Annotated in this window: 12 protein-coding genes; 2 read left to right on the top strand and 10 right to left on the bottom strand. The window is 55.7% G+C overall.

The window, feature by feature from the left end; translation table 11 throughout:
- Positions 1–10: 10 nt before the first annotated feature.
- The 6 genes from B4A77_RS02655 to rfbA all read right to left on the bottom strand — a co-directional run bounded on the left by B4A77_RS02655 (position 11) and on the right by rfbA (position 7,077).
- Entirely contained in the window at positions 11–841 is an 831-nt protein-coding gene (locus B4A77_RS02655) for a pyridoxamine kinase (protein WP_290738052.1), read from the bottom strand.
- Positions 842–907: 66 nt separating this feature from the next.
- Entirely contained in the window at positions 908–2,140 is a 1,233-nt protein-coding gene (locus tag B4A77_RS02650; RefSeq protein ID WP_290738049.1) for a cytosine permease, read from the bottom strand.
- Between the two features lie 141 nt (positions 2,141–2,281).
- Positions 2,282–2,500 carry a hypothetical protein gene (locus B4A77_RS02645; protein ID WP_290726118.1) on the bottom strand — a complete coding sequence of 73 codons (219 nt, stop codon included), beginning with the start codon at positions 2,498–2,500 and terminating at the stop codon, positions 2,282–2,284.
- Positions 2,493–3,881: a DNA methylase gene (locus tag B4A77_RS02640; RefSeq protein ID WP_290729840.1), complete on the bottom strand. Its 1,389-nt coding sequence runs from the start codon at positions 3,879–3,881 to the stop codon at positions 2,493–2,495. Before B4A77_RS02640 ends, B4A77_RS02645 begins: the two co-directional genes overlap by 8 nt.
- Before the next feature lie 78 nt (positions 3,882–3,959).
- A complete protein-coding gene (locus tag B4A77_RS02635) occupies positions 3,960–6,023 on the bottom strand; it encodes a family 43 glycosylhydrolase (protein WP_290738046.1) in 2,064 nt (687 codons plus the stop codon).
- Between the two features lie 166 nt (positions 6,024–6,189).
- A complete protein-coding gene (rfbA, locus tag B4A77_RS02630) occupies positions 6,190–7,077 on the bottom strand; it encodes a glucose-1-phosphate thymidylyltransferase RfbA (RefSeq protein WP_290738043.1) in 888 nt (295 codons plus the stop codon).
- A gap of 78 nt (positions 7,078–7,155) precedes the next feature.
- On the opposite strand from rfbA, the gene B4A77_RS02625 reads away from it, so the two are divergent.
- Positions 7,156–9,774 carry a DEAD/DEAH box helicase gene (locus B4A77_RS02625; protein WP_290738040.1) on the top strand — a complete coding sequence of 873 codons (2,619 nt, stop codon included), beginning with the start codon at positions 7,156–7,158 and terminating at the stop codon, positions 9,772–9,774.
- Positions 9,775–9,792: 18 nt separating this feature from the next.
- The gene (gene ispD / locus B4A77_RS02620; protein WP_290738037.1) at positions 9,793–10,512 is read left to right on the top strand and encodes a 2-C-methyl-D-erythritol 4-phosphate cytidylyltransferase; all 720 of its coding nucleotides are present in this window, start codon (positions 9,793–9,795) and stop codon (positions 10,510–10,512) included.
- 63 nt (positions 10,513–10,575) lie between these two features.
- Here the strand turns inward: ispD and B4A77_RS02615 are convergent, their stop codons facing one another.
- The 4 genes from B4A77_RS02615 to B4A77_RS02600 all read right to left on the bottom strand — a co-directional run bounded on the left by B4A77_RS02615 (position 10,576) and on the right by B4A77_RS02600 (position 18,107).
- Positions 10,576–12,063: an SO_0444 family Cu/Zn efflux transporter gene (locus tag B4A77_RS02615; RefSeq protein ID WP_290738034.1), complete on the bottom strand. Its 1,488-nt coding sequence runs from the start codon at positions 12,061–12,063 to the stop codon at positions 10,576–10,578.
- 2 nt (positions 12,064–12,065) lie between these two features.
- Positions 12,066–12,365, bottom strand: coding sequence for an ArsR/SmtB family transcription factor (locus B4A77_RS02610; RefSeq protein ID WP_290726132.1), 300 nt, complete (start codon positions 12,363–12,365; stop codon positions 12,066–12,068).
- A gap of 143 nt (positions 12,366–12,508) precedes the next feature.
- Positions 12,509–15,478, bottom strand: a complete 2,970-nt coding sequence (locus B4A77_RS02605) for a glycosyl hydrolase family 95 catalytic domain-containing protein (RefSeq protein WP_290738031.1) — start codon at positions 15,476–15,478, stop codon at positions 12,509–12,511.
- Between the two features lie 13 nt (positions 15,479–15,491).
- The gene (locus tag B4A77_RS02600) at positions 15,492–18,107 is read right to left on the bottom strand and encodes a carbohydrate-binding protein (RefSeq protein ID WP_290738029.1); all 2,616 of its coding nucleotides are present in this window, start codon (positions 18,105–18,107) and stop codon (positions 15,492–15,494) included.
- Positions 18,108–18,489 lie beyond the last annotated feature (382 nt).

The raw sequence follows: 18,489 nt of genomic DNA, 5'->3' as shown, positions 1-18,489 counted from the left end.
GGCCCCCCCTTTAATCTTCTATGAGGTCGCGAAGGTACATCTCGACGCTCAGGCCCCAGTGTTCGGGAACATTATTTTGTACACAATATTCAATACACTTGGACGCGAATTCGGCAGCCTTCTTCACCGACTCGTAAAAATCGTGGCCGTTCAGGTACATGCCCGCAATCACTGCGCTTATCACGTCGCCTGTGCCACTGCGGTCGCCGCCGATGCGGTCGGCCATCACGATTTTAGCCTCTTCGCCCTTGCTGTACACGTAGTTCATGATCTGCTTGCTGCTGTAGCGAATTCCCGTCACCACGATGTGTTCGGGGCCCTGTTCGGCAAGCGTCCTGCACATGTTCTCGATTTCGGCGGGTGTAAGATTCCCATCGCGGTAGTCGGAACCTGTCAAGGAGCAGAGTTCGGTGAGGTTCGGCGTGAGGATGTCGGCGTAATGCACGAGCGCGCGCATCTTTTCGCAAAGTTCCGGCGTATACGTGGTGTAGAGCCTGCCGTAGTCGCCCATCACCGGGTCGACAAGCGTGAACACGCCCTTCTTCTTGAAAGTCCTGATGAAGTCGATGACGATGTCCACCTGCTCCTCGGAGCCGAGGAAGCCCGTTGCGATGGCGTCAAAACTCATGTCCAGGTCCTTGTAGGTCTGGATGTAGTCGCGCATTTTGGAGGTGTAATCGTCAAAGAAATACTTGGGGAACTGCGTATGCGTAGAAAGTATTGCCGTAGGTACCGCGACCGCCTGGATTTTCATGGCCGAGATGACGGGAGCCATGACGGCAACCGAGCAGCGGCCGAATCCGGTGATATCGTTGATGAGGGCAATCTTCTTCTGTGGCATAGCGAGTTATAATTTAGAAATTAAAGCGGTGTCATTCTGGAGCGGAACGCAGTGGAACAATAGAATCTACCGCTTCACAAGCACGCGGGCGTAAGCAAGGGCAGCCGATACGATAACGGCGAGGAGTGTGGGGCCGAGCGGCACGGAATCAAGGTGCTCGGCGACCTGATAGACAATGAAACCCGCAAGCCAAGAGAAAAGGTTCCAGAGCCAGAATCCGAGAGATGCGGCGCGTGCGCTGTTTTCGCGGGCATCGACTGTGCCAACCTTCCCGAAGTAGAACGAGACGAGCAACACGGCTGCCATGGGCGCGAATACCGAGGCAATCAGGTAGAGGAAGCTGATGTAGTGTTCCATGATTCCCGAGATGGCAAGCGCCGCACTCAAGAGGCTCACGATAACGCCTGCAATCTTCGGGTTGATTTTGCCGTAAATCGCCTTTGAGGATTCGCCTGCGGAATTGGCCGCAAGGAAGTTTGTCGTGACGGTAGAGAGCACCACGATGATGATTCCCGGGATGCCGAGGCCTGCAAGGAGAATGGCCTGCGCGATGTTGTTGTTCGCACCGATGCCCGCAATTTCGATGCCGAGAATGTACATCCAGAGGCTTGCGAACGTGTAGGCCGCCGCGGAAACCGCCGTCGCCTTCACCGGATTTTCAACATCCTTCGTATAGTCCGAAATCACCGGCAGCCAGGAGATGGGCATGGCGATGGAAATCTCGAAGATATTCCAGAAGCCGAGTAACGCTACGGAACCCGCGGCGGCCCCGGCGGCAGCGCCGGCGACGGTCGTGCTATCGGCGCCATTGAGCCCGAACAGCTTGACAGAAAGAATCGCAAGCAAAACCGCAAGCGCCGCCATCACGACCGTCGTCACGTTCGCGGAACGCTTGAGTCCGACAAACACCCAGATGGCGATAAGCACCGCAAGAATGGCGCACGTAAGCGGGAAAGAAATAGGCAGGTTGAGCCCCGCCAAGGCGGAAGCGCCCTGCGCGTTCAGCACGGCCACCCACGCGAGCAGCTGGAAAACGTTCAGCGCGGCAAAAAACTTGGAGCCGTACTTACCGAAGGCGGAGGCGGTCGTTTCCATCGCGTTCACACGCACGCGCGCACCGATGAGGCCCACGAAAAAGAGCAGGATGCCGCCCAGCACATGGCCGAGGATTAGCGGGAGCCACAAGGAATCGCGTGCAGCCGCGGCACCGATTTCGATGCCCGCCTCGATTTCAGAAACAGAAATGGCGACACCGAACCAGATGATTCCATTCGAAAACAAGCCTGTACGTTTTTCCATAAAACGCCTCCATGTAGTTTAAAAGACGGCGCAAAAAATAGAAATGCGGCCCCCGCATTACAAGGCCCCGCGACAATACTACTTTCTTATGCCAAGCTATAAATTATAACTATATCAATAGCGTTTTCACTATCTGTAAAATCACGCGCCAAAATCGTCATCGTAGCCAAACTCGTTTTCCACCGCATCCTGCTTCTTTTCGGCAGTCGCGTCAAGCGCTTCCGCATGCCCGCGGAGAGCAGCGAAAGGATGAAAAATCTTTGCCCGGTCAACCACGGCCATACGCGGATGCTTCATGAGGAAGTTCCAATCGTCGCGCGGATACGGCAAGTTTATTATGTCGCTGTAGTCGTCACGCACGATGTCCTCCAATCTGCCCGTTCCGCTCGATGGTGGTAGCCCCCTCCTGCAAATCCATGCCCTTCACGATGGCGTTCTTGCCAAAGCGCTTCTTGATGAGCAGTTCCGCCTTCAGGCGCTTCTTTTCGCGCTGTTGTTTTTGCACGTCGGTAAACAGATCGTACTGTTCGTAGCTCGCATCCACAATGTCCGTCGCTACAAGGTTCAGGCGTCGCACTGTCAAGTTCGGATCCACGATGCGGTCGAAGAGCTTCATCACGGCTTCCGCCATCACGGCCTGCGAACTCGTGTAGTAGCCGATATTCGCCGTCCCGTGAGCAGGCTTCGGGATTGTCCGTCCGTAGAAATCCACTACGGTCTCGCTGCGGTAAATTCCCTTGTCCACATTTTCGCGGTCGTAACCCACAGTAAGCACCATGGCATTTGTCACCAGGTCGTGCGAAACCAGCGCCATCGAGACTGTATCGACCATCTCGCGCACCACGAGCCTCGCCTTGTCAAAAGGGTACGGGTCCTGCAGCACCTGGCCCTCGCCGGTACTGCGACTCCGGGGTTTCGCCTTCTTGATGTCGGCAATCGTGCAGGGTTCGTAACCCCAGGCATGGTCTATCAATATCTCCGCATTCACACCGAGCATCTTGTAAAGTGCATCGGGATTCTTGACGCTCACACGGGCGATATCGCCCATCGTACGGATTCCACGCCCACCATTCAAGTAGCACTTTTCCAGGCGAGCAGCAATCCCGCGCCCCACCTGCCAAAAGCTCGTTATCGGCTGGTGCGACCACAGCTGCCTGCGGTAGCTCATCTCGTCAAGTTCCGCGATGCGCACGCCATCTTCATCAGCTTCCACATGCTTCGCCATCACGTCCATCGCGACCTTGCACAAGTAAAGGTTCGTGCCTATCCCGCCTGTCGCCGTAATGCCCGTAGTCGTGAACACATCCTGTATAATCGTCTTCACCAGTTCGCGCGCCGGTTTCTTATACAACTTAAGGTAGCGTGTCAAGTCCAAGAAACATTCGTCAATGGAATAAGCGTGGATATCCTCGGCGCTCACGTATTTCAAATAAACGTTGTAAACCCTCGTGGAAAACTCCACGTACTTGGCCATCTGCGGTTTTGCGATGATAAATTCTATCTTCTCGCCCGTCTTGCGTTCGACTTCACGAACCTTCTGGTTCACCTCGAAAAGGCGGGCACGCCCGGGAATCCCGTAGGCCTTCAAGGCTGGCGTCACCGCAAGGCAAATCGTCTTCTCGGTACGGCTCTCGTCGGCCACCACGAGTTTCGCCTTCAACGGGTCAATACCCCGGAGGATACATTCCACCGAAGCAAAGAACGACTTGAGGTCTATGGCTGCATAAGTTCGCGATTGCACGATGAAAATATAGGAAGCGACGGATGAAAAAAGACACCCCGCTATCGCTAGCGGGGCGCCATCCGTTATAAAAGACCTTTACTTCACCATCACGCGAAGGGGCCTGGAATGGTCGACACCGCGCATGATATAGATGCCGTTCGCAAAGCCCGCCTGCTTGAGGGTTGCGGAGAGGTCCGCACCCGCATTATCGATATGGCCGAGGAACTTGCCCATCGCGCTGAACACGTTATAGGCAGACGGATGCTGGGGAGCAACACGAATCTCCTGACCGAGAGCCACCGTATTCGGATCGGTAAACTGAATCCAGTCCACGTTCAGGTAGGCGCCCGTAATCAGGAGCTTGAGCACGTGTTCGCCCTTCTTGAGTTCCGCGGAGCCCACGTCAATTACCTTATACGTAGTCCACACGGAATCGACCTTCGGGGCAACCACCGGTTCGGTGATTTCCTTGTCGTCAATGAACAGCTGCATCGCAGATGTTTCGAATGCGGTCGCCACATTCGCGGTGATATCGTACTTGGCATCGGCAGCGACATTGATGGTGTATTCGACCCATTCGCCTTCGTTGGTGTATCCGATGGCATAGCCCGTGCAGGCCGCGTCTCCGCACTTGGAATCGCTAATGTCAACCACGTCGACTTCGTCTTCGCGGTAGGCCTTGCCCTGGTTTTCGCGGTCATTGTCGTAGAAGGCCTTGTTGTGGCCGCCTTCGTCATAGTTTTCGGCCTCGATCTTACCCGGAACCGCAGCGGCAGTGCCCTTGTAGGCCGTCTGCGGAACGGCAGTCTTTTCGCTTTCCATGTACCAGTAGTCGAAATCGAACCCGCCCTGCTTTACCACAAAGAACAAGTCGTCGACGCCGGCGGCATCGGTCACATCGAAGGTATGTTCTTCCCAAGCTGAACTTGCAGGGATATTCATGGATGCAAGGAGAGCACCGTTTTCGGAACCGGCATGCAGTTCAAGCTTACCGCCGTTACCCCTGGTGCAAACGATAATGCGGTCGGCACCGTCGCCCATGTCAACAGAGCGCACCTTCGTATAGAACCCGCTGTTCATCTTGGTGAGGAACACATTGCCGTATTCGGCACCGACATGCTCGATGATGGTGTAACCGCCCGACGTATTGACAGTCATGCCGCCAACCCAGGCCTTGGTTTCGGCTTCCACGCGCACGAACGGGTCAAGGTTCTTGATGGGCTTCACGACGCCATTGTTGGTGGCGCGGATAGTGGGAATGGTACCGTCGGCATTCCAGGTGAATTCCTCGATGGCGGTAGAACGGCTGTAGCCGCCGCCCTTCACGTTCTTCTGGTTGTGATAGAAGAAGAAGCTGCGGCCCTTAAAGTCGACAATTCCGGAGTGGACGGTGAACGCGGAACCCGGTTCGCTACTCGGCATAATGACGCCCTTGTAGGTCCAGGGGCCCGTCGGGGAATCACTCCAGGAATAGTCAATGGATTCGGGAATGCCACCGGCGGCGTAAATCATGTAATATTTTTTGCCGCGCTTGTGAATCCATGGGCCTTCGGTATACTTGCCGTTAAAGGTGCTCATATCGGAGACCTTGATTTCGCTTGCGCATTCAATCATGTTCTCCTTGAGGGGGCAGTAATAGAGCTTCGGGTTACCCCAGTAGAGCCATGCCTGGCCATCGTCGTCAATAAATACGGTGGGGTCGATGTAGTCCCAGTTGGGGCCCGCCAGGTGCTTGCCGTTCAAGGCGTCCTTGAAGGGGCCTTCCTTCTTGTCGGACACGGCTACGTTGACGGCGCGGCCTCCGCGGGTAGATTCCACGGTCACGTAATAATAGTACTTGTCGTTACGGCGAATGCATTGAGATGCCCAGTCGCCGTTTTTCTTGGCAGAACCGTTAAAGTCACCCGCTTCCAAAATGAGGGTATTCATGTCGGTCCAGTTCACCATATCCGTGGTGCACGATACGCGCCAGCCGTGCATCGTGAAGAAGCTGCCGCCCTCGTCGTTGCCGGAATAGGTGCAAAGCGTATCGCCGAACACGACAGGCGCCGGGTCCGGAGAATAATAAGTCTGGATAAGCGGGTTTTCGGCCATGGCCGAGGTGCAGAGCCCGAAACCAATGAAGGTAGCAGCAATTTTTGCAGTCTTAGCGAACTTCATGTTACATCCCTTTCGCCCCGAGAGGCATTTATATAACTCACCACTCTAAAATTATCCACAAATCATGAAAAAATTCCATGCGAAAAGCATGTTCGCATGGATAAGTTGTCAATAGCCAAACTGGCGATTTTGGTCAAAAAAGCGGGATTTTTACTTCAAATTTGAACTAGTACCTGATTTTCCCTTCGGCGACCTTGCGCAGGTGCTGACCGTAGGGAGACTTCCCGTACTTGGCGGCAGACTCGAGCAGTTTTTCTTTGCTGATCCAGCCGTTCACGTAGGCAATCTCTTCCACTGCGGAAATCTGGATGCCCTGGCGGTTCTCGATCATCTTCACGAACTCGCCCGCTTCGATCAGGCTGTCCATCGTGCCGGTATCGAGCCAAGCAAAGCCGCGGCCCAGGAGTTTCACGTCGAGTTCTCCCCTGTCGAGGTACGTCTTGTTCAAGTCGGTAATCTCGAGTTCACCGCGAGCGCTCGGCTTCTGGGCCTTCGCAAATCCGCTCACGCGGTTGTCATAGAAGTAGAGGCCCGTAATCGCGTAGTTGCTCTTGGGTTCCTTCGGCTTCTCTTCCACAGAAATTACTTTACCTGCCTTGTCGAATTCCACCACGCCAAAGCGTTCCGGGTCTTCCACGTAGTAACCGAATACGCTCGCGCGGCCGTTCTCCTCGGCGTTTTTCACCGCAGCCTTCAGAAGCGGGCTAAAGCCGTTGCCGTAGAAGATGTTGTCGCCCAGCACCATCGCGCAGCAGTCGTTACCGATAAATTCCTCGCCCAGGATAAACGCCTGCGCCAGGCCATCGGGGCTCGGCTGCACCTTGTAACTGAGGCTCAGGCCCATCGCAGAACCGTCGCCCAGCAGGCGCTCGAAATTCGGCAAATCCGTCGGCGTCGAGATGATGAGGATTTCGCGGATGCCCGCAAGCATCAAGGTCGAAAGCGGGTAGTAGATCATGGGCTTGTCGTAGACCGGCAAGAGCTGCTTGCTGGTGACCATGGTCAGCGGGTAGAGCCTTGTGCCGGAGCCCCCGGCGAGAACGATTCCTTTCATGCTAGGTTCCTTTTATTTTTTCAAAATAATAGAAATCTTAAAATTACAGTCGGGACAAAAGAACTATCTTTGCGCATTATGGCAGAGCAAAACAAGGCCACACTCAAGGATTTCATTGCAAGATTCGCCACAAAATCGGCAGGAGGCCGCACCGCGCCCGCTTCCGAGGACATCCTGGAAGCATTCATGGAATGGGCGCAGTCCCGCGGAACCACGCTCTACCCCGCGCAGGAAGAGGCCATCCTCGAACTTCTGGACGGAAAGAACGTTATCCTGAATACACCCACGGGTTCGGGCAAGTCGATGGTCGCACTCGCGCTCCATTTCGACAGCATCGCGCATGGCCGCAAGAGCGTGTACACCTGCCCCATCAAGGCGCTCGTGAACGAGAAGTGGATGGCACTCTGCAGGGAATTCGGGCCCGAGAACGTGGGGCTTTCTACCGGCGACGCGACCGTGAACCGCGACGCCCCCATCCTGTGCTGCACCGCAGAAATTTTAAGCAACATGGCGCTCTGCGAAGGCGAGAAACTCACGATTACCGATATAGTGATGGACGAGTTCCACTACTATTCCGACCGCGAACGCGGAGTCGCCTGGCAAATACCGCTCCTGACGCTCCCGCAGTCTCGATTCCTCCTGATGAGCGCGACCGTCGGCGCAACTGAATTTTTCGAACGCGAGATGACAAAGCATACCGGGCGGGAGTCGGTTACCGTCCGTTCCTCGCAGAGGCCCGTCCCACTCGATTTCAGCTACAGCACCACAGAGATTTCGACCGAGGTGCAGAAGCTCGTGAACGAGGGCAAGGCACCCGTATATGTAGTTCACTTTACTCAGGCGGCTGCGGCAAGCAATGCGCAGAACTTTATGAGTCTCGACCTCTGCACCAAGGAAGAGAAGGTCAAGATAAACGAAGCCATCAAGGAAGTGCGGTTCTCTAGCCCCTACGGTCCCGATGTCAAGCGTTGGCTCAAGCAGGGGATTGGCCTGCACCACGCGGGGCTACTCCCCAAGTACCGCATCCTCTGCGAAAAGCTCGCACAGCAAGGCTTACTGAAAGTCATCTGCGGCACCGACACGCTCGGCGTGGGCGTGAACGTCCCCATACGCACGGTACTCTTCACGCAGCTCTGCAAGTACAGCGGCGACAAGACCGCGATATTAACCGCACGCGATTTCCACCAAATTGCGGGCCGTGCAGGGCGCAAGGGATTCGACAACATCGGATACGTGGTGGCGCAGGCTCCCGAACATGTAATCGAGAACCTGAAACTCGAAGCGAAGAGCCGCCAGACCGGGAAGAAGTTCCAGAAGCGCAAACCGCCCGAGCACGGCTATGTGCCCTTTGACGAGAGCACGTACAAGCGCCTGATTGACGCGCAGCCCGAACCGCTCACCTCGAGCTTCCGCGTAGATCACGGGATGCTCCTGAATATCCTGAGCCGCGAGACCGACGGCTGCAAGGCGATGCGCACGCTCATCAAGGACTGCCACGAGAGTGCAGCGAGCAAGAAGCAGCTGCAGCACCGCTCCTTCCAGCTTTTCCGAAGCCTGGTGGAAAAGAACATCGTGGAGTTCGTGAAGCCCGTAGCCGAGGGCTACAGTCACCTGCGCGTGAACATGGACCTGCAAGACGACTTCGCGATGAACCAGCCGCTCTCGCTCTACCTGGTAGATACGCTCCCGAAACTGGACAGCGAAAGCCCGGAATACGCGCTCGACGTGATTACGTTGTGCGAAAGCATCGTAGAGAACCCGGAGGCGATTCTGCGCATCCAGCAGAACAAGGCGCGCACCGCAAGGCTCGACGAACTCAAGGCGCAGGGCATGGAATACAACCAGCGCATGGAAGAAATCGAGAAGGTCGAGTACCCCAAGCCGCTCCGCGAGTTTATCTACAGCACGTACAACGAGTTTGCGGAACAGCACCCGTGGGTCGACGTGAACGTGGAACCCAAGAGCATCGTGCGCGAGATGTTCGAGAACTTCAGCACCTTCAGCGGCTACGTGAAGCAGTACGGCCTGCAGCGCATGGAAGCGATTTTGCTCCGGCACCTCAACTACGTATATAAGGTTTTGAGCCAGACGGTGCCCGACGGCTACAAGAATGACGAACTCCACGAGATGGAAGACTACCTCGGCGACATGATACGCCGCACCGACTCGAGCCTGCTGGAGGAATGGGAAAAGATGGCCCACCCCGAGGACTACCAGAAACGACTGGAATCGGGCACGGCAGAAGACGAGGCAGAGAAGGCCTTCGGTGCTGACAAGGCCGCCGCTGACATCACCTACGACAAGAAACGATTCCTCGGCATGGTGCGCCAGCGCATCTTCCAGATTATGGGCAACCTCGCGAAGCAGGATTTTGCCGCGGTTCTCGACAGCCTCGCCGACGACCTGGAAGAGGGCCAGATGCTCGTGGACGGCGAAGGCAAGCCGTGGACCGAGCCGATGCTCACCGAGATTATGGCCGCCTACACGGCAGAGCACCACAAGTTCCGTCTGGACGTGGAAGGTCGCGCACTCGCCCACACCATCGTGACCTACGAGGGCGACGTGATGCACATACAGCAGATGCTGCAGGACGAGGAAGAATTCAACGACTGGAGCATCGACTTCGAGATAAACCTCGCCGACAGCCGCGAAGCCGGAATCCCGCTCCTGAAAATGCTACGCATCGGCGAAGCGTAATTTTATATCTTTACCGACATGCAGAACTTGAAAGGCAGATTCGCGGCAGTCCTCCCCGCAGGAGGGCTCGGCAAACGCATGGGCGGCAACATTCCCAAGCAGCTGATGCTCCTGGGCGGCAAGCCCGTCTACCGCTACAGCCTCGAGACTTTCCTCGAGATGGAAGAAATCGCAGAAGTCGTGATGGCCGTACCCTCCGACTGGAAGGATCATTTCGAAAAGGAAATTTTCAACAGCGAACACTCCGGCAAGCTCGGCGAACTTATCGCCTGCAAAATGAAGATTGTCGTAGGCGGTGCGGAGCGCTGGCAGTCCGTAGAGAACGGCGTGAACGCACTTACGAGCAATGCGGAATACGTGCTGGTCCACGACGTGGCACGCCCCTTCGTGAGCAGGGAAATCATCCGCGACGTGTGCGAAACGCTTCTAACCAAGGGCAGCTGCCTTGTGGCAAAGCCCGCCGTCGATACCATCAAGATTGCTAAAGACGGGCGCGTCGAATCCACCATCGACCGCAATACCGTCTGGATGGCACAGACCCCGCAGGCCGCCTCCATCGCGCTACTGAAAAGGCTCTACGCGCGCATCGCCGCAGAGCCCCTGAACTTCACGCCCACCGACGAGGCGAGCATCCTCGAATACTTCGGCGAGAGCGTCTACATCGTGAAGGGCAACGCCGCGAACGACAAGCTCACCACTCCCGAAGACTTCGAGATTTTCGCCAGCCGCGCGAAATAGTATAAACGTCACTCCGCGCGAAATAGGTTCTCGTCATGCCAGGCTTGGCCGGGCATCTTTTCTTCAAACCTTCCCGCCGAACTCGAAGCCGGCTTCTTCCACCGCCTTCCTGAGCGCACCTTCATCGACATCGTGCGCATCGTGCCATTCCACGCGAAGTTCCTTCTTCGAGACATCGGCCTCGGCAAATTCCACGCCGTCCAGCACGCGAACCGCCTTCTCGACGCACGCCTTGCAGTGGCTGCAGCTCATGCCGTTCACGCGGTAAGTCACGAGAACGCATTCATCGCATTCCTCTTCGTGGTCGTGGCAGCAGCTTCCTTCGTGGTCGTGTCCGCACCCGCAATGTCCACCATGTTCGTGCCCACAGCCGCAGCCTTTGTGCCCGAACTTCGCGTAAATCATGAATGCCGCAAGCAGGCCCGCACATACATAGTCAAACACGCCTAGCGCCCCGTGACCATGGCATTCCGCAGAGCCATGCGGGAGCATCGCCGCAAGGAACGTGTCCATGAAGAACGTATCGACAATCAGCCCGAAGCCAATCGCGCCGACCGCAATCGAGACAAGGTATGCCACGAGAGTCCGCTTGCCAAACGCCTTCCCTACCACAAGCATCGAGGCGATACTCGTCGCAGGGCCCGCCATGAGCAGCACGAGGGCCGCCCCCGGAGTAATTCCCTTCGCCACGAGCGCAAGCGCAAGCGGAATGGAACCCGTCGCACACGTGTACATCGGCATCGCGAGCATGAGAACGGCAAGCATACAGAGCAGCGGATATTCACGCAGGGCAAGGAAGAGCTCGTTCGGGACAAATGCCGAAATCAAGGCGCCCAGCAAGAGGCCAATGAGCAGCCACTTGCTCACGTCGCCCACCATGTTCACGAGCCCGTAGCGGAAAGTTTCCACAACCTTCTGGCCGAAAGACATGCGGTGCACATCGCGTGATTCGCAACCGCAGCCATGTTCGCCACACCCGCAATGATCGTGATGGTCATGTTCGACGCATTCGGTCCCTGAGCCCGTCGAAGGGTCGCGGTGGCCGCAACCGCAGTGATGATCGGTATCGCAGTCGTCAAAGTCGATAGTTTCGGGGTGAGCCTCACCTTGCGCCGCAGCATCTTCCCCGCGAGAAACGAAATTCGTGAGCACGCCACCGAAAAGCGCCGTCGTAAACGCCGCTATCGGGCGCAAAATCGCAAACGGAAGCCCGAGCAGCGAATACGTCGCGAGGATAGAATCCACCCCCGTCGCAGGCGTCGAGATGAGGAAGCTCACGCTCGCCCCCTTGCTCGCCCCCTCCTTCCGGAGAGCAATCGACGTGGGAATCACGCCGCAACTGCAAATCGGGAGCGGCACACCGAACAGGGCCGCCCACAGCACCGACATGAAATTCGATTTGGAAATCTTGGGAACGTACAGGTGGTTAGGCACCCACACGTGCAAAATGCCCGCAAGCAAGAAACCGAGCAGCAGGTACGGCGCCATCTCGGAAAACAGCGTGATAAACTCGTGTACAAAGACCTTAAAGATATCGACGAAGGAATCCATGTCTACTTTCCCTTCTTGTGGAGAATGTGCGTGAGGCCCGTATTGAAAATGAGCCCGATATGTTCGTCATCGAGCGAATAGAAAATTTTGCGACCTTCGCGGCGCGGCTTCACGAGATTCGCCGTGCGGAGGATGCGCAGCTGGTGGCTCACCACCGACTGTTCGAGGTTCAATTTTTCGGCAATCTCGTTCACCGAAATTTCACCCGAAAGCATCAGGTGAATAATGCGGATGCGCGTAGTATCGCCAAAGAACTTGAAGAATTCAGAAAGTTCGAAAAGGGTATCGAGAGACACGTCCATCTTTTGGATTCCCGTAACAGCATCGTGACGATGAGTTTTGTTTTTAATACATGAACAGTTATTCATATTTTCATATATACATTTTAAACGACGGTTTGTCAAGAGACAAACCGCCCTTTTTCTAAAAAATTTTCTATTTCAGCCTAAAAAGCGTGAATTTTTAGCGTTTTTTGCAGATTTCCGCTGGTAACGACAGCAATGTAGGTGCCCTGGAGCAGACGACCGTTCTTGCCGAATTCAACAAGCCCATCACCGCTACCCCGGCTTTTTGCGACCAGATTCCCGTTAGCCGTATACAGGCGCACTTCGAAATCCCCGTTCGACTGCACCATCAGAGCCACGGGCGCTCGCGCCATCCGCACCGGACGCACATCAAGCGTCGTGGCAACCCGGCGCGTCGCCGGTACCGCATCCGTCCCCTTCGCAATGCTGAACCAGTCAAAATTCAAGAGGTAAGTGCTTTCGCCGGAGTAATTGAAACGGAGTTTCTGCTCGCCCTTTTCTAGCGCGATTGTCGTCGAAGTTTCATACCAGTCGTTCCAGCCCTTCGTCTTTTCGGGGTCTACCGTAAACGTCGCAAGCACCTTGCCGGTAGAATCGACCACCGTAACGGTAGATTTCGCTTCGGCGGCAGATGCCACGCGGGCCGTAAGCGTGTAGGCGCCAGCAGTCGGGACCTTCACCAGGTATTCGCTAAAGTCGCCGTCGTTAATCCACCCCAGGTTCGGCTCTCCCTCAGTATCATCTTCAATCTGCACGCCATCCATCGCGATGTAACTTTCGGCCTGAATCTTGCCCGGAACCGTTACCGGTTCGAACGGCTGGTTCGTGAGTTTCAGATTGCCGTCGAATTCGTAAATCTTGCCCGGAACTGTCGCGGTCGTGAACTTGTTGGAGCCGTTCACCAGGTTGAGCGTCTGGCCCACATCGGACTTGATGGCAACATACGTGAGCTTGCCGCCCTTCCAGGCCATGGAATCAATCTCGAAACCGCCGCGGGCACGGATACCCTTGACGCTGCCGTCCTTCCACTGCGAAGGCAATGCCGGCAACAAGTTGATTCTGCCGTTATGGCTCTGCATGAGCATCTCGTTCACGCCCGAAACCGCACCGAAGTTGCCGTCAATCTGGAACGGCGGATGCGCATCGAACAAGTTGTTGTAAGTCTTGTTCGGGGTAAGGAGCATGCGGATCATCGTGTAGGCGTGATCGCCGTCGTGCATGCGGGCCCAGAAGTTGATTTTCCACGCAAGAGACCAGCCGGTCGCATCGTCGCCGCGCTGTTTCAGCGTAACTCCAGCACCCTTGATCAAGTCGGGAGTTTCTTCGGGCGTAATCTGCGCGCTCGGGAAAAGGCCGTACAGGTGCGAAATATGGCGGTTCTTGTTGTTCGGGTCGTCCCAGTCCTGCAACCATTCCGTAATCTGGCCGTACTTGCCCGTCTTTGTGGGCGGGAGCCTCTTGACGGTCGCCTCCATCTTGGCACGAACATCCTCGTCGACGCCAAGAATCTTGGACGCCTCGATGGTGTAGTTCAACACGTCGCGAATAATCTGGTTATCCATCGTGGGGCCAAAGCAGACGTTGTAACCGCCGTGGTCGTTTTCCGGAGAATCGCTCGGAGCCGTCACCAGGTACTTGTGGCCGGTTTCAGGTTCTTCCACAAGGCTGTTCACGAAGAAGAGCGCAGCCCCCTTCATGGTGGAGTAGACGTCCTGCAAGTAAGCCTTGTCAGTCGGGTTGAACAGGAAATGTTCCCAGAGGTGCGTGCTGAGCCAGCCTGCGCCAGAGGGCCACAAGCCCCATGCGCCGTCAATCGGGGCGGTACGGTTCCAGAGGTCGGTATTGTGGTGTTCCACCCAGCCCTCGTCAACACCCCAGTGCACCTTCGCAGTCTTTTCGCCCTGCGGGACCATGCTCTTGATCTTGTCGATGAGCGGCCACACGCACTCGCCGAGGTTCGCCGTCTCTACCGGCCAGTAGTTCATTTCGAGGTTGATGTTGGTCGTGTACTTGCTGCCCCAAACCGGGTTCGTGTCCTTGTTCCAGATGCCCTGCAGGTTAGCCGGCTGGCCGCCCTTGCGCGAACTCGCAATCAACAGGTAGCGACCATACTGGTAATGCAGTTCTACGAGCGAGGGGTCGTTCGTGGAATTGAAATTCTTCACGCGGGTGCTGGTGATATCGCCTGCGCTCGCGTCGGCAGTACCCAGGTCGATACTCACGCGGTTGAAAATCGTCTGGTAGTCCTTCAGGTGCGCCGCAAGCAGGTCGTCGTAAGACTTGCCCTTCACCTTGCTCATGATATCGGCTGCAATGGCGCCCGGGTCGCCGCTCACGTCATTATACGATTTGAAGTTTGTCGCAATCGTGAGCACGAGCATTGCAGAATTCGCGCCCTGCACATTGATGTTCCCGTTCGAGACAGAGACCGTGCCGCCGTCGGCCACCACGTTCAGGCGGTTCTGGAACTTGATGGAATTGACCGTCACGTCGTAAATGAGCGTGTTCCCGCTATTCGACATCTTGTTGTTGCGATGTGGGGTTGTCATGGTCGCCCCGAAGCTCACCGATCCCGACTTGTCTGCAGACAAACGAACAACAATCACATGGTCCGGGTAGCTCGCGAAGTATTCGCGGGTGTACTTGACTCCCCCGCTCGTATAGGTCGTTTTCGCGATGGCCGTCTTGAGGTCCAGTTCGCGGCGGTAATTCGTGGCCCCTGAATGCGACGTGGTAATCACGAGGTCGCCCACCGGCTGGAAGCTCGCAGGGCCAGGGCCAATCATGTAGTTGGAGACGATGGATTCCGCAGTCTTGTAGTCCCCGCGGAACATGGCGTCGCGGGCATCCTTCAGGTGGTTTGCCGCACCCTGCTTGTTGTTGTCGCCCGGGCCGCCCGACCAGACCGTGCTCTCGTTCAGGCCGATAATATCTTTTGTGACGCCACCGTAAATGATGCCGCCCATGTAGCCGTTGCCGATGGGGAGGGCGTTCGTGAATTCGCCCGCCGCATCGCTGTTGTACCAGAGGGTAAGCGGGTTATCCGCCGACGCGAAAGTTAGCGAGGATACACAGGCGAAAGCGCCCAGCATTACTCCAAACGATTTCATAGTTACCCTGCTTTTACTTGACCGTATTTATTTTAATGGCCTTCTTGCTATCGAGACCGCGAATCACGTACATGCCGGGGTTCACTCCCTTCGCGGAGAGGGCCGCCTTGAGCCCGTCCATGGCCGCGACGCCTTCGATTCTACAGACAAACTTGCCGTCCATGCCGAACACGTCGTAGCCGCGTTCGCCGAGGCCCAGGCGCATATCCGTCTGGCGAATGGGAGAAAGTTCCTCGGCAGTGAGCGCAAACTTTATCCAGTCCAGATTCACATAGCTTCCCGTAAACTGAATACGGAGAACGTGGTCACCCTTCGCAAGTTCAGTAGTCTCGCCGTCAATGGTGGCATAGGTATTCCAGTCTTCGCCCTGCGGCACAGGAATAGTATCCGAAACGGCCTTGCCGTCAAGGAACAGGCGGAAGCTGCCGCCTTCAAGCCCGGTCGCCACGTTTGCACGGAACACGTACTTGCTTGCCGTAACAACATTCACGCTGTATTCAAGCCATTCGCCCGCCTGCGTGTAACCGATGGCATAACCCATGCAGTCCTGCGTCATCGCGGAATCGGCACAACCGAATCCCACCACGTCCACGCCGTCTTCGCGGTAGGTGTTGCCCTCGTTCACGAAGTCCTTGTCGCTATACGAAACGCTCTGACCACCCACATCGTAGTCTTCGGCCTGCACAATACCCGGAACACTCATCACGGCCTTGAACGCGGCCTGCGTCACGGTGTTGCTGAAGTCCGCCACAGGAATATCCTTGATGTCGCGGATATAACGGAAGGACTTTTCGATACCGGCGTTGTTCACGACTTCGTCGCTGTAATAGTTGTTGGACTGCTGGAGATTATTCTGACCCGCCTGATTCTGGCCCACGCCTGCAGGGGAATTCTTGAACACGTTTTCCTTCACGGTAAAGCCGCTGGAGCCTTCGTCCAGGTAAATAGGCACGTTCCAGTAGTCGGCCCACTTGGAGGTTCCATTGTCATGGATATAGTTGTGCTGGATTTCGCTACCGGTGCCCTGGTTACTCAGCGTGTAAATCGGGCCGGAGTCGCAAAGCAGGCGGGCAATATGGTGAATTTCGTTCCAGTTCACATGGTTGTTGGTCATGGCGGTCTGAGCCTTTGTCCAGCCAAAACCGATGGAAATGCCGGAGTAGTAGGTATAAGAGACTTCGTTATGCTCGATCACCACATAGCGGGGGTAACCGGCGCCAATACCTACGGCACCCTGATGCTCGTTCGTCACGTTGGTGACCAGGTTGTTCTTGACCGTATCGCGGGTGCTGATTTCGTCCTTGTCGCTGGGATTATAGGCGATGTGGATTTCGGTCGTGGAGTCCTGATAGAACTTGCCGAGCATAATGCCCGCTGCACCGATTTCGAAGAAGGCGTTGCCCTGAATCATGTCGTCGTTGGTACCAGAGACAAAGTCCAGGCCCGTAGCCGCAATCTGCGAGAACACGTTCCCCTGCACCAAGAAATGATGGGCATTTTCAACGCGGAACGCCGCATCGGGGCGCCACAGCAAATACTTGTTGCTGTTCAGCTTTTCCCAGTTTCCGCGACTTGGATCCGGAAGCACGTCTACGTTGAAGTTTGCCGCCTGCAAATCCAGGAAGCCTTCTTCGCTGGGGCGGGTAAAGTTGGAATGGGCGAAGGTCAGACCCTCGAAAGACATGTAACCAACTTTGTTCTTGGTATCTTTACCCAAGACGCTGAACAAGGTATTGAGACGGGGCGCTACCACGTGGGCAGTCGCCATGCTTTCGCCTTCACGGGGCTTGTAATAAAGCGTTTGATTCTTTTCATCCAGGTACCATTCACCCGGAGCGTCAATCAAATCGTAGGAGTTTTCGAGATAGAAAACCTGCTGCTTGGGAGGGTTACTCGCAAAAGCGGTACCAAGCATCGGGTAAGCACGGTGGAACAGCTTGGTGCGTTCAGGGTCCTTGGGAATGAGTTTTGCAGTACCGCCGTTCACCTGAGCCTTCTCCAGGCGCAAGATGTTTTCGGACCAAGCAATCATCAGGTGGATTTCGACATCCTCGATGTTCTTGATATTCTTGACATAGTCGGCAGAGACATCAAAGGCGCGGCCCGTAGAGTCCACCTTCGTGAGTCGCACGAAATCGTGGTCGAAACCGCCGTTGCCCTTTTCGTTTGCGGCAATCACGTTGGGGAAGCATGCGCGAACCGCCTTGCGGTTGTTCACGTAAAGCTGGCGGAAACGGCCTTCCACACCTTCGGCTTTCCAGATGTTGTTCGCTTCGTCGTGCAGTGTCCAGCCCGTAATGGGCATACCGCCGGTAATCAGCGGGCGTTCACCTTCAGCGGCCTTGTAGCGCACATAGTGGCCGTCCTTGCCGCCATCGGCTTCCGTGAAGTTGACGGTTGACGGAAGCACGTAGGTGCCCTCGCGTAAAACCACCTCGATGTCGCCCGTCATGGAGCCGTTTATGGCACGCACAGCCTTTTGGGCCTGCGTAATCGTCTTGAAGGGAGCATCCTTCGAGCCGTCTGCGGCATCATTGCCCGAAGGGGACACGTAGAAGGTTGCCTGCGTCGCGGCCAGAGACATGCCCGACATCACCAAACAGAAGGATAGTAACGACTTCGTTCCCATAATTTCCTCTTTTTCCCGTTTTTACACCAACAATATCATCCCTTACCCAAAAATACCCCCTAAAAGCCCGATTTTTCACCCTAATAAAGGAGTTTGCATGGATAAGATGTCCACAATTCCCCAAAATTTTGCAAAAAAAGAGAGTTTCCTATAACATTTTTCTTCAAATCGCAAGGGTCCTTACAATACATTTCAACACTTTCCGGACACCCCCGTAAACAAAACTCATTTTGTTTTCAAGCGAAAACACTTTTGCTCGAGAAAAACATTCCCTGCACTTCGAGAGGGATTTAATTTTAGGACAAACCAAGGTATGGATGTATGGATTCAAATAAAATTCTTCTCACTTCGATGCTTGCCGCAACAACGGCTTTCGCAGCAA

Source organism: Fibrobacter sp. UBA3718 (genome assembly GCF_002371935.1).
Lineage (GTDB): Bacteria > Fibrobacterota > Fibrobacteria > Fibrobacterales > Fibrobacteraceae > Fibrobacter.
Note: the sequence above shows the minus strand (reverse complement) of the source record. Positions and strands in the feature narration are given on the sequence as shown.

What these genes read in the sequence shown, in the direction of transcription:
- B4A77_RS02655 (WP_290738052.1), bottom strand. Translation starts at nt 841, where the DNA reads ATGCCACAGAAGAAGATTGCCCTCATCAACGATATCACCGGATTCGGC.
- B4A77_RS02600 (WP_290738029.1), bottom strand. Translation starts at nt 18,107, where the DNA reads ATGGGAACGAAGTCGTTACTATCCTTCTGTTTGGTGATGTCGGGCATG.
- B4A77_RS02610 (WP_290726132.1), bottom strand. Translation starts at nt 12,365, where the DNA reads ATGGACGTGTCTCTCGATACCCTTTTCGAACTTTCTGAATTCTTCAAG.
- B4A77_RS02650 (WP_290738049.1), bottom strand. Translation starts at nt 2,140, where the DNA reads ATGGAAAAACGTACAGGCTTGTTTTCGAATGGAATCATCTGGTTCGGT.
- B4A77_RS02615 (WP_290738034.1), bottom strand. Translation starts at nt 12,063, where the DNA reads ATGGATTCCTTCGTCGATATCTTTAAGGTCTTTGTACACGAGTTTATC.
- B4A77_RS02625 (WP_290738040.1), top strand. Translation starts at nt 7,156, where the DNA reads ATGGCAGAGCAAAACAAGGCCACACTCAAGGATTTCATTGCAAGATTC.
- B4A77_RS02605 (WP_290738031.1), bottom strand. Translation starts at nt 15,478, where the DNA reads ATGAAATCGTTTGGAGTAATGCTGGGCGCTTTCGCCTGTGTATCCTCG.
- B4A77_RS02635 (WP_290738046.1), bottom strand. Translation starts at nt 6,023, where the DNA reads ATGAAGTTCGCTAAGACTGCAAAAATTGCTGCTACCTTCATTGGTTTC.
- ispD (WP_290738037.1), top strand. Translation starts at nt 9,793, where the DNA reads ATGCAGAACTTGAAAGGCAGATTCGCGGCAGTCCTCCCCGCAGGAGGG.
- rfbA (WP_290738043.1), bottom strand. Translation starts at nt 7,077, where the DNA reads ATGAAAGGAATCGTTCTCGCCGGGGGCTCCGGCACAAGGCTCTACCCG.